This is a genomic window from Cupriavidus phytohabitans (assembly GCF_000426345.1).
GTDB lineage: Bacteria > Pseudomonadota > Gammaproteobacteria > Burkholderiales > Burkholderiaceae > Cupriavidus.
The window spans coordinates 1-11,021 of record NZ_AUFE01000111.1; the positions used below are offsets into that span (position 1 = coordinate 1).

The window sequence follows — 11,021 nt, forward strand, 5'->3', positions numbered from 1 at the left end:
GCATCATGAACTGCGTCGACGTGTGCCCGAAGGGTCTGAACCCGACCAAGGCCATCGGCAAGATCAAGGAGCTGATGGTCCGCCGCGCGGTGTGATCCTGCGGCTGTCTAAGTAGTAAGCGGCGCGTCAGCCAGAGCGGCTATATCTGGCGGGCGCGCCGAAAGTAGGAAGCCATGACCGAGAGTCCTGCCACCACCTTCTCCCATCAGGCCGATCCGCACAAGCGCGCACGGTTGCGCTGGCGTGCCCGCCGCGGCCTCCTGGAGAACGACATCATCGTCGAACGTTTTTTCAACCGTTACGAGGAGAGCCTGTCCGACGAGGATGTGGCTTCGCTGAGCCAGCTGTTCGAACTCAGCGACAACGAGTTGATGGACCTGCTCCTTGCCCGCAAGGAACTGGACGGTGAGCTCGACACGCCCCCGATGCAGCGCGTAGTGAACCTGCTGCGTACGGTCTGAGTTTTGGTCAACATTATTATTCACAGCATTTGAAGGATCCGACATGACGCCGTCCGATGTGAAAGCCACGCTATCGTTCTCCGATGGTTCCCCCAGCGTTGAGCTGCCGATTTATACGGGCACCGTTGGCCCGGACGTGATCGACATTCGCAAGCTGTACGGACAAACCGGTAAGTTCACCTACGACCCCGGTTTCATGTCGACGGCTTCGTGCAATTCGAAGATCACCTACATCGACGGCGACAAGGGCGAGCTGCTGTACCGCGGCTACCCGATCGAGCAACTGGCGCAGAAGTGCGACCACCTCGAGACCTGCTACCTGCTGCTCAAGGGCGAGCTGCCCAACGCCAAGCAGAAGGAAGAATTCGTCGGCCACGTGATGAACCACACCATGGTTCACGAGCAGCTGCAGTTCTTCATGCGCGGTTTCCGCCGCGATGCCCACCCGATGGCCGTGCTGACCGGCCTGGTGGGTGCTATGAGCGCGTTCTACCATGACGCGATGGACATCGACGATCCGCACCAGCGCGAGATCTCGGCCATCCGCCTGATCGCCAAGATGCCGACCATGGTCGCCATGGCGTACAAGTACAACATCGGCCAGCCGTACATTTATCCGCAGAACGACCTGTCCTACTCGGGCAACTTCCTGCGCATGCTGTTCGGCACGCCGTGTGCCCCGTACACCGTGAACCCGGTGCTGGAGCGCGCGCTGGACCGCATCTTCATCCTGCACGCCGACCACGAGCAGAACGCCTCGACCTCGACCGTGCGCCTGGCCGGCTCGTCGGGCACCAACCCGTTCGCAGCCATCGCCGCCGGCGTCGCGTGCCTGTGGGGCCCGGCCCACGGCGGCGCCAACGAAGCCGCGCTGAAGATGCTGGAAGAGATCGGCAGCGTCGACAACATCGGCGAGTTCATCAAGCAGGTCAAGGACAAGAACTCGGGCGTGCGCCTGATGGGCTTCGGCCACCGCGTGTACAAGAACTACGATCCGCGCGCCAAGCTGATGCGCGAAACCTGCCATGAAGTGCTGAACGAGCTGGGCCTGCACAACGACCCGCTGTTCAAGCTGGCCATGGAGCTGGAAAAGATCGCGCTGGAAGACGAGTACTTCGTCAGCCGCAAGCTGTACCCGAACGTCGACTTCTACTCGGGCATCGTCCAGCGCGCGCTGGGCATCCCGACGTCGCTGTTCACCTGCATCTTCGCGCTGGCCCGCACCCCGGGCTGGATCTCGCAGTGGGAAGAGATGATCACCGATCCGGAATACAAGATCGGCCGTCCGCGCCAGCTGTTCGTCGGCGCCGCCACGCGCGACGTGCCGGACGTGGCCAAGCGCTAAGCGCAGTTCATCCGATCCGCTGCGCAGTGCAGCAATTGCATACGCCCCGGCCCGCCGGGGCGTTTGTCTTTTCTGCGTCGGTGCGCCTTGTGCAGCGCAACGACGGCAAGGGCAGGAAATTGCACCTTGACTGGTCCGGGCCGCAATTAGTGGAAAATTGTGTCGCGTTTTCCCAATGGGGTTCCGCATTTATTGTGCGATTGTCGCGTAGCGCAGGAAATTTGACCCTATAATGCGGGCTGCTTTGCCGACGGCAGCCGGGCCATCCCTCCGGCATGCGGTGCGGCAAGCGGGGCAGGCGAATCGCTTGCGCAATAGAGAACGCATCAAACGTTGTCTTTCCGAACCTTGGTCCCCATACCACAGCGGGGACTGACACATGCCGGGCCCCGCACAGCTTCTTCTTCCTTGCAGGCCTGTCTTCCGCGTTCGGGGCGGCGCTTCTGCCAGTCCCGATCCCAGTAGTCCGCGGGTGTTGTTCGATTGCGCAGGTCATTCCGTTTCTGCCCGGATGACCCAAACATAAATCGAGGAGCTCCTGATGACGCTGTCCCGTCTTACGACCATTTCGCTGGCTGCCATGCTGGCCACCTTTGGCGCCGCAGCCAACGCCGAAACCGTGAAGATCGCCATTGCCGGCCCGATGAGCGGCTCGGTGGCGCAATACGGCGACATGGTCAAGGCCGGTGCGCTGACCGCCATCGAACAGATCAACGCAGCCGGCGGCGCCGGCGGCAACAAGTTCGAGGTGGTGATGATGGACGACGCCTGCGAACCGAAGCAAGCCGTCGCGGTGGCCAACAAGATCGTCAGCCAGAACATCAAGTACGTGATCGGCCATGTGTGCTCGGGTTCGACCATCCCCGCCTCGGACATCTACGAGAACGAAGGCATCGTGATGGTGACGCCGTCGGCCACGGCGCCGCAGCTGACCGAGACCAGGAAGCGCAAGTTCATCTTCCGCACCATCGGCCGCGACGACCAGCAAGGCCCGGCAGCCGCCCAGTACATCATCGGCAAGATCAAGCCGAAGAAGGTTGCCGTGCTGCACGACAAGCAGTCGTACGGCCAGGGCATCGCCAGCTCGGTGAAGAAGGACCTGGAAGCCGCCAAGATTCCGGTGGCCGTGTTCGAGGGCATCAACGCCGGCGATTCGGATTACTCCGCCGTCATTACCAAGCTGAAGTCGCAGGGCGTGGACTTCGTTTACTTCGGCGGCTACCACCCGGAAATGGGCCTGCTGCTGCGCCAGGCGCGCGAGCAGGGCGTGAAGGCCGCCTTCATGGGTCCCGAGGGCGTGGGCAACAAGGACGTGACCGCGATCGCCGGGCCGTCGTCGGAAGGCATGCTGGTGACGCTGCCGGCCGACTTCTCGGCCGACCCGGCCAACGCCGGCCTGGTGAAGGCATTCGCCGACAAGAAGCGTGACGCCAACGGTCCGTTCCAGATGCCGTCCTATGCCGCCGTCAAGATCATCGGCGACGCCATCGCCGGCGCCAAGAGCACCGACCCGGCCAAAGTCTCGGCGTACATGCACAAGAACGCCTTCACCACCCCGATCGGCAAGGTCGAGTACGACGACAAGGGCGACCTGAAGTCCTTCAAGTTCGTGGTCTACACCTGGCACAAGGACGCAAGCAAGACCGCCGCAAACTAAGCAGGCGCTCCCTTCCGCACACGCCCCGCCCGTACCCCGGGCGGGGCGTTCTGGTATCGGGCTTCAAGTTCCTGAGGCTTCCCCAATGAATGAATTCCTTCCACAGTTCACCCAGCAGCTGGTCAACGGCCTGACGCTGGGTGCGATCTACGCGCTGATCGCCATCGGCTACACAATGGTCTACGGCATCATCGGCATGATCAATTTCGCGCACGGCGAGATTTACATGATCGGTGCCTATGTCGGCCTGGTCACGCTCACCGCGATCGGCGCCCAGGCGGGCTACCCCCTGCCGCTGGTGCTCGGCGCCGCCTTGCTGGTCTCGGTGCTGGTCACCGGCGTCTACGGCTTTGCGGTCGAGCGGGTGGCATACCGGCCCCTGCGCGGCGGTCCGCGGCTGGTGCCGCTGATCTCCGCCATCGGCATGTCGATCTTCCTGCAGAACTATGTGCAGATCGGGCAGGGCGCGCGCGACGTGTCGGTGCCGGTGCTGATCTCCGGCGCCATCGAGTTCCAGATGGGCGGCGACTTCACCGTGACCGTGCCGTATTCGCGCCTGCTGATCGTGGGCGTGACGCTGGCGATGATGGTCGCGCTGACGCTGTTCATCGGCCGCTCGCGCATGGGCCGCGCTTGCCGCGCCTGCGCTGAAGACATGCGCATGGCCAATCTGCTCGGCATCGACACCAACAAGGTGATCTCGTTCACCTTCGTGCTGGGCGCAATGCTGGCCGCCGTCGGTGGCGTGCTGATCGGGCTGAGCATCGGCAAGCTCAATCCCTTTATCGGCTTTATCGCCGGCATCAAGGCCTTTACCGCGGCGGTGCTGGGCGGTATCGGCAGCATCCCGGGCGCGATGCTCGGCGGCGTGCTGCTGGGCCTGGCGGAAACCTTCGCCTCGGGCTACATGCCGGCCGAATACAAGGACGTGGTCGCATTCAGCCTGCTGGTGCTGGTGCTGCTGTTCCGTCCGACCGGGCTGCTGGGCAAGCCTGATGTCGAAAAGGTGTGAGGGAGGGCGAGACCATGACTAACCAAGTTTCTGCGATGTCCGCCGCACAGGTAGCGCGCGGCGCCATGCCGGGCCAGTCGCTGAAGAACGCGATCACGGCGGCCGTGATGACGGCGATCCTGACCATTCCGATCCTGGGCCTGCAGCTCAGGCTGGAAGGCTACAAGGTGGTGCTCGAGCCGCACTGGCGCCCGGTGTGGATTGCCGTGGCGGCGGTGTTCCTGTTCCAGCTGTTCAAGCCCATGCTGTCGCGCGCCGGCAGTGCCGTGCGTTTGCCGTCGGTGCCGCAGCTCGGCGCGCGGCAGCAGCGTGCGGCGATATGGGTGCTGCTGGCGGTCGGGCTGGTGTGGCCGTTTTTCGGCTCGCGCGGCGCAGTGGACGTGGCCACGCTGGCGCTGATCTACGTGATCCTGGGGCTGGGCCTGAATATCGTGGTGGGCTATGCCGGCCTGCTCGACCTGGGCTATGTCGGCTTCTACGCGATCGGCGGCTATACCTATGCGCTGCTGAACCAGCACTTCGGGCTCGGCTTCTGGGAATGCCTGCCGATCGCCGCGGCGATGTCGGCAACCTTCGGCTTCCTGCTGGGCTTCCCGGTGCTGCGGCTGCGCGGCGACTACCTCGCGATCGTGACGCTGGGCTTCGGCGAGATCATCCGCCTGCTGGCCAACAACCTGACCAGCCTGACCGGGGGGCCTGATGGTGTCTCGGGCATTCCCAAGCCGTCAGTGTTCGGCATCGAGATGGCGCGCAACGCCAGCGTGGAGGGTGCCAGGACCTTCCATGACCTGATCGGCCTGGACTACAGCGGCCAGCACATGGTGATCTTCCTGTACCTGCTGGCGCTGCTGCTGGTGGGCTTCACGCTGTTCGTCACCAGCCGACTGATCCGCATGCCGATGGGCCGTGCGTGGGAAGCGCTGCGCGACGACGAGATCGCGTGCCGCTCGCTGGGCCTGAACCCGACCCGCATCAAGCTGTCGGCGTTCACGCTGGGCGCATCGTTTGCCGGCATCGGCGGCGCCTTCTTCGCGGCGCGCCAGGGTCTGGTCAATCCGGAATCGTTCACCTTCATCGAGTCGGCGCTGATCCTCGCCGTGGTGGTGCTGGGCGGCATGGGCTCGCAGCTGGGCGTGATCCTGGCGGCAATCCTGCTGACGGCGCTGCCCGAGGTGGCGCGCGGCTTTGCCGAATACCGCATGCTGATCTTCGGCCTGGTGATGGTGCTGATGATGATGTGGCGTCCGCAGGGCCTGCTGCCCGCGAGCCGTCCGCACGTGGAGCTTCCCCGATGAGTGCAGAACTGCTGAAAGTATCCGGCCTGCAGATGCGCTTCGGCGGACTGCTGGCCGTGGACGGCATCGATTTCGATGTCCGCAAGGATGAGGTCTTCGCCATCATCGGTCCCAACGGCGCCGGCAAGACCACGGTGTTCAACTGCGTCGGCGGTTTCTACAAGCCGACAGCGGGCGAGGTTACGCTGGACGGCCATGCCATCGCCGGCCTGCCGAGCCACAAGGTGGCGCGGCAGGGCCTGGTGCGGACCTTCCAGAACATCCGCCTGTTCAAGTCGCTGACGGTGGTGGAGAACCTGCTGGTGGCGCAACACCTGCAGGTGCAGTCCGGCATCCTGCGCGGCCTGTTTGCCACCCCGGCCTATCGCCGTGCCGAGCGTGAAGCGCTGGAGCGCGCCGCGCTGTGGCTGGAGCGCATGGGCCTGACCAAGGTTGCCAACCGCGAGGCCGGCACGCTGTCGTACGGCCACCAGCGCCGGCTGGAGATCGCGCGCTGCATGATCACCAGGCCGCGCCTGCTGATGCTGGACGAGCCCGCCGCCGGCCTGAACCCGCAGGAAAAGGTCGAGCTGCAGCAGCTGATCGACCAGCTGCGCCGCGAGTTCGGCATTGCCGTGCTGCTGATCGAGCACGACATGAGCCTGGTGATGGGGGTCTCCGACCGCATCCTCGTGATGGAGCACGGCAAGCCCATCGTTACGGCCAAGCCCGACGAAGTGCGCAACGACCCGCGCGTGATCAAGGCCTACCTGGGAGAGGACTGATGCTGAAGCTGGAACAGGTCCATACCCATTACGGCGCCATCGAGGCGCTGTCGGGCGTATCGATCGAAGTCAAGAAAGGGGAGATCGTCACCCTGATCGGCAGCAACGGCGCCGGCAAGACGACGCTGATGATGACCGTGTGCGGCACGCCGCGCGCCTCGAGCGGACGCGTGCTGTTCGAGGGCAAGGACATCACCAACCGCTCGACGCACGAGATCATGCGGCTGGGCATGGCGATTTCGCCCGAGGGCCGTCGCGTGTTTCCGAGCCTGACGGTGCTGGAAAACCTGAAGATGGGTGGCTTCTTTGCCAGTCGCGACGAGATCGAGGCTGGTATCGAGCACGTCTTCAAGCTGTTCCCGCGCCTGAACCAGCGTGCCAGCCAGCGCGCCGGCACCATGTCGGGCGGCGAGCAGCAGATGCTGGCGATCGGCCGCGCGCTGATGAGCCGGCCCCGGCTTCTGCTGCTGGACGAGCCCACGCTCGGCCTCGCGCCGCTGATCATCGCGCAGATCTTCGACATCATCCGGACCATTCGTGACGAGGGCGTCACCGTGTTCCTGGTCGAGCAGAACGCCAACAAGGCGCTGCAGGTGGCGGATCGCGGCTATGTGCTGGAAACCGGCAAGGTGGTGCTGGCCGATACTGGTGCCAACCTGCTTGCCAACGACAGGATCAAGGCTGCCTACCTGGGCGGCTGATGCCGGAGGCCGCCGCCCTGCAACGGGGCGGCGGCCCGCCAACGATTCGTTTTCGTGATCGGCGAAAGCCCCCTTTCGCCAATCACATTACATTCCAGGCGCCGTCCCGGCCGGGCAGGGCGCTGATCCCCATATCCCCTGTGGCATAATCGATTGCCAAGTCAAGCATTGCGGCAACGCTTGAAATAACGCTCGCTTCAGGCGGCTTCCGGCGCGATCATCGCGATTGATCGCGATCGACGCCCGTGTTCGCCGCCGCGACCGAAGCGAACAAAAACCCCTGCAAACTACTGCGCGGTCACCGCGGACTTCTCCTGCCAAGGATCGGTCATTCGGCCCGCCATCGCACCATGGCCAAGACGCTCTACGACAAACTCTGGGATGACCACACCGTCCACGTCGAGGAAGACGGCACCACGCTGCTCTATATCGACCGCCACCTGCTGCATGAAGTGACCAGCCCGCAGGCGTTCGAGGGCCTGAAGATGGCGCAGCGTCCGGTATGGCGCATCAGCGCGAACCTGGCCGTGTCGGACCACAACGTGCCGACCACCGACCGCAGCCAGGGCATTGCCGACCCGGTGTCGAAGCTGCAGGTCGATACGCTGGATGCCAATTGCGACAGCTATGGCATCACCCAGTTCAAGATGACGGACCATCGCCAGGGCATCGTGCACGTGATCGGGCCGGAGCAGGGCGCGACGCTGCCTGGCATGACGGTGGTGTGCGGCGATTCGCATACCAGCACGCACGGCGCCTTCGGCGCACTGGCGCATGGGATCGGCACCTCGGAAGTCGAGCACGTGCTGGCCACGCAGACGCTGCTGGGCAAAAAGGCGAAGAACATGCTGGTCAAGGTGGAAGGCAAGCTGCCGCGCGGCTGCACCGCCAAGGACATCGTGCTGGCCATTATCGGCAAGATCGGCACCGCCGGCGGCACCGGCTACACCATCGAGTTCGCCGGCTCGGCCATCCGCGACCTGACCATGGAAGGCCGCATGACCGTCTGCAACATGGCCATCGAGGCGGGCGCGCGCGCCGGCCTGGTGGCGGTGGACGACGTCACGCTGGAATACGTCAAGGGCCGCCCGTACGCGCCGCAGGGCGTGGAGTGGGAGCAGGCCGTGGCTTACTGGCGCACGCTGCATTCGGACGCAGGTGCCAAGTTCGACCAGGTGGTCGAGCTGCGTGCCGAAGAGATCCGCCCGCAGGTGACCTGGGGCACGTCGCCGGAAATGGTCATCAGCATCGAAGACCGCGTGCCGGATCCCGAGAAGGAAAAGGACCAGACCAAGCGCAACGCGATGGAGCGCGCGCTGGAGTACATGGGCCTGCAGCCCAATGTGCCGGTCGAGAGCATCAATATCGACAAGGTTTTCATCGGCTCGTGCACCAACAGCCGTATCGAGGATATGCGCGCCGCTGCGTGGGTGGTGCAGAAACTGGGCCGCAAGGTTGCGTCCAACGTGAAGCTGGCGATGGTGGTGCCGGGTTCGGGCCTGGTCAAGGAACAGGCCGAGCGCGAAGGCCTGGACAAGATCTTCAAGGCCGCCGGCTTTGAGTGGCGCGAACCAGGCTGCTCGATGTGCCTGGCCATGAATGCCGACCGCCTGGATCCGGGCGAGCGCTGCGCGTCGACCTCGAACCGCAACTTCGAGGGCCGCCAGGGCGCCGGTGGCCGTACCCACCTGGTGAGCCCGGCGATGGCAGCCGCTGCCGCCATCGAAGGCCATTTCGTCGACATCCGCAAGCTGGGCTGAGCGGAGCGGCAAATGAAAAGGACCCTGATCGCACTGCTGGCATGCCTGGGCATGCTGCAGCTTGCCGGCTGCAACACCATGGCCGGACTGGGCAAGGACACGCAGGCCGCCGGCCGCTCGCTCGAGAGCGCGGCGAAGAAGTAAGGAAAGAGACATGGAAAAGTTCACCGTACACAGCGGCCTCGTGGCGCCGCTCGACCGCGAGAACGTCGACACCGACGCCATCATCCCGAAGCAGTTCCTGAAGTCGATCAAGCGCACCGGCTTTGGCCCCAACCTGTTCGACGAGTGGCGCTACAAGGATGTCGGCGAGCCGGGCATGGACAACAGCAAGCGTCCGCTGAACCCGGACTTCGTGCTGAACCAGCCGCGCTACCAGGGCGCGTCAATCCTGCTGGCGCGCCGCAACTTCGGCTGCGGCAGCTCGCGCGAGCACGCGCCGTGGGCGCTGACGCAATACGGCTTCCGCGCCGTGATCGCGCCCAGCTTTGCCGATATCTTCTTCAACAACTGCTACAAGAACGGCTTGCTGCCGGTGGTGCTGAGCGAGCAGCAGGTCGACCACCTGTTCAACGAGACCAACGCGTTCAACGGCTACCAGCTGACCATCGACCTGGACAAGCAGGTGGTGCTCACGCCGTCGGGCCAGGGCTATGAATTCGACATCGCCCCGTTCCGCAAGTACTGCATGCTGAACGGTTTCGACGATATCGGCCTGACCCTGCGCCATGCCGACAAGATCAAGGCCTATGAGGCCGAGCGCGTGGCGAAGATGCCGTGGCTGAACAACCGCCTGGTCGGATAAGACTCAACGAGGAAGACAACAATGAAGATCGCAGTCCTGCCGGGTGACGGCATTGGTCCCGAAATCGTTGCAGAGGCCGTCAAGGTCCTGAACGCGCTCGACGAGAAGTTCGAACTGGAAACCGCGCCGGTGGGCGGCGCCGGCTACGAGGCCGAAGGCCATCCGCTGCCGGAGAACACGCTCAAGCTGGCCAAGGAAGCCGACGCCATCCTGTTCGGCGCCGTCGGCGACTGGAAATACGACAGCCTGGAGCGCGCGCTGCGCCCGGAGCAGGCCATCCTGGGCCTGCGCAAGCACCTGCAGCTGTTCGCCAACTTCCGTCCGGCGATCTGCTATCCGGAACTGACCGGCGCCTCGAGCCTGAAGCCCGAGCTGGTGGCCGGCCTGGACATCCTGATCGTGCGCGAACTGAACGGCGACATCTACTTTGGCCAGCCACGCGGCCTGCGCGAAGCGCCGGACGGCCTGTTCAAGGGCGAGCGCGAAGCCTTCGACACCATGCGCTACAGCGAGCCGGAAATCCGCCGCATCGCGCATGTGGCGTTCCAGGCCGCGGCCAAGCGCGGCAAGAAGCTGTGCAGCGTCGACAAGGCCAACGTACTCGAGACCTTCCAGTTCTGGAAGGACATCGTGATCGATGTCAGCAAGGAATATCCGGAAGTCGAGCTGTCGCACATGTATGTCGACAACGCGGCCATGCAGCTGGTCAAGGCGCCCAAGAGCTTCGACGTGATCGTCACCGGCAACATGTTCGGCGACATCCTGTCGGACGAGGCCGCCATGCTGACCGGCTCGATCGGCATGCTGCCGTCGGCGTCGCTCGATGCGAACAACAAGGGCCTGTACGAGCCGTCGCACGGCTCGGCGCCGGACATCGCCGGCAAGGGCGTGGCCAATCCGCTGGCCACCATCCTGTCGGCGGCGATGATGCTGCGCTACTCGCTGAACAAGGCCGAGCAGGCCGACCGCATCGAGAACGCCGTCAAGAAGGTGCTGGCCCAGGGCTACCGCACCGGCGATATCCTGACGCCGGGCTGCAAGCAGGTCGGCACCCGCGAGATGGGTGAAGCGGTGCTGGCGGCACTGTAAATCACAACCCCAAAAGGGCACCGCTGCGGCGGTGCCCTTTGTTTTGTGCGCCCAGCATGGGCGCACTCTTGTGGGTGCAAGTCCCACCGTAAGTTGATCACAGCGAACGAAGCGAAGCGCAACTGCGAAAGG

At 64.4% G+C, this 11,021-nt stretch carries 11 protein-coding genes and 1 pseudogene; all 12 read left to right on the forward strand.

Annotation, left to right across the window (positions count from 1 at the left end):
- Positions 1-95 (forward strand): annotated as a pseudogene (gene sdhB / locus K309_RS40905) (succinate dehydrogenase iron-sulfur subunit); the annotation flags it as partial.
- A gap of 78 nt (positions 96-173) precedes the next feature.
- Positions 174-461, forward strand: a complete 288-nt coding sequence (locus K309_RS0132105; protein WP_029050110.1) for an FAD assembly factor SdhE — start codon at positions 174-176, stop codon at positions 459-461.
- A gap of 43 nt (positions 462-504) precedes the next feature.
- The gene (gene gltA, locus K309_RS0132110) at positions 505-1,806 is read left to right on the forward strand and encodes a citrate synthase (RefSeq protein ID WP_029050111.1); all 1,302 of its coding nucleotides are present in this window, start codon (positions 505-507) and stop codon (positions 1,804-1,806) included.
- A gap of 541 nt (positions 1,807-2,347) precedes the next feature.
- Complete coding sequence (locus K309_RS0132115; RefSeq protein WP_029050112.1) at positions 2,348-3,463, forward strand: branched-chain amino acid ABC transporter substrate-binding protein; 1,116 nt, start codon at positions 2,348-2,350, stop codon at positions 3,461-3,463.
- 85 nt (positions 3,464-3,548) lie between these two features.
- Positions 3,549-4,475, forward strand: coding sequence for a high-affinity branched-chain amino acid ABC transporter permease LivH (gene livH, locus K309_RS0132120; protein ID WP_029050113.1), 927 nt, complete (start codon positions 3,549-3,551; stop codon positions 4,473-4,475).
- A 14-nt stretch (positions 4,476-4,489) separates the two neighbouring features.
- The gene (locus K309_RS0132125; RefSeq protein ID WP_029050114.1) at positions 4,490-5,770 is read left to right on the forward strand and encodes a high-affinity branched-chain amino acid ABC transporter permease LivM; all 1,281 of its coding nucleotides are present in this window, start codon (positions 4,490-4,492) and stop codon (positions 5,768-5,770) included.
- The gene (gene livG, locus K309_RS0132130; protein ID WP_029050115.1) at positions 5,767-6,534 is read left to right on the forward strand and encodes a high-affinity branched-chain amino acid ABC transporter ATP-binding protein LivG; all 768 of its coding nucleotides are present in this window, start codon (positions 5,767-5,769) and stop codon (positions 6,532-6,534) included. Before K309_RS0132125 ends, livG begins: the two co-directional genes overlap by 4 nt.
- Complete coding sequence (locus K309_RS0132135) at positions 6,534-7,235, forward strand: ABC transporter ATP-binding protein (protein WP_029050116.1); 702 nt, start codon at positions 6,534-6,536, stop codon at positions 7,233-7,235. Before livG ends, K309_RS0132135 begins: the two co-directional genes overlap by 1 nt.
- Before the next feature lie 350 nt (positions 7,236-7,585).
- Complete coding sequence (leuC, locus tag K309_RS0132140; protein WP_029050117.1) at positions 7,586-8,995, forward strand: 3-isopropylmalate dehydratase large subunit; 1,410 nt, start codon at positions 7,586-7,588, stop codon at positions 8,993-8,995.
- A 12-nt stretch (positions 8,996-9,007) separates the two neighbouring features.
- Complete coding sequence (locus K309_RS0132145; protein ID WP_029050118.1) at positions 9,008-9,139, forward strand: entericidin A/B family lipoprotein; 132 nt, start codon at positions 9,008-9,010, stop codon at positions 9,137-9,139.
- A gap of 10 nt (positions 9,140-9,149) precedes the next feature.
- Positions 9,150-9,800, forward strand: a complete 651-nt coding sequence (leuD, locus tag K309_RS0132150) for a 3-isopropylmalate dehydratase small subunit (protein ID WP_029050119.1) — start codon at positions 9,150-9,152, stop codon at positions 9,798-9,800.
- 21 nt (positions 9,801-9,821) lie between these two features.
- Positions 9,822-10,889: a 3-isopropylmalate dehydrogenase gene (gene leuB / locus K309_RS0132155; RefSeq protein ID WP_029050120.1), complete on the forward strand. Its 1,068-nt coding sequence runs from the start codon at positions 9,822-9,824 to the stop codon at positions 10,887-10,889.
- Positions 10,890-11,021 lie beyond the last annotated feature (132 nt).

Bases quoted from the DNA above. Each gene is read 5' to 3' on its own strand.
- K309_RS0132105 (WP_029050110.1), top strand. From the start codon at position 174: ATGACCGAGAGTCCTGCCACCACCTTCTCCCATCAGGCCGATCCGCAC.
- gltA (WP_029050111.1), top strand. From the start codon at position 505: ATGACGCCGTCCGATGTGAAAGCCACGCTATCGTTCTCCGATGGTTCC.
- K309_RS0132115 (WP_029050112.1), top strand. From the start codon at position 2,348: ATGACGCTGTCCCGTCTTACGACCATTTCGCTGGCTGCCATGCTGGCC.
- livH (WP_029050113.1), top strand. From the start codon at position 3,549: ATGAATGAATTCCTTCCACAGTTCACCCAGCAGCTGGTCAACGGCCTG.
- K309_RS0132125 (WP_029050114.1), top strand. From the start codon at position 4,490: ATGACTAACCAAGTTTCTGCGATGTCCGCCGCACAGGTAGCGCGCGGC.
- livG (WP_029050115.1), top strand. From the start codon at position 5,767: ATGAGTGCAGAACTGCTGAAAGTATCCGGCCTGCAGATGCGCTTCGGC.
- K309_RS0132135 (WP_029050116.1), top strand. From the start codon at position 6,534: ATGCTGAAGCTGGAACAGGTCCATACCCATTACGGCGCCATCGAGGCG.
- leuC (WP_029050117.1), top strand. From the start codon at position 7,586: ATGGCCAAGACGCTCTACGACAAACTCTGGGATGACCACACCGTCCAC.
- K309_RS0132145 (WP_029050118.1), top strand. From the start codon at position 9,008: ATGAAAAGGACCCTGATCGCACTGCTGGCATGCCTGGGCATGCTGCAG.
- leuD (WP_029050119.1), top strand. From the start codon at position 9,150: ATGGAAAAGTTCACCGTACACAGCGGCCTCGTGGCGCCGCTCGACCGC.
- leuB (WP_029050120.1), top strand. From the start codon at position 9,822: ATGAAGATCGCAGTCCTGCCGGGTGACGGCATTGGTCCCGAAATCGTT.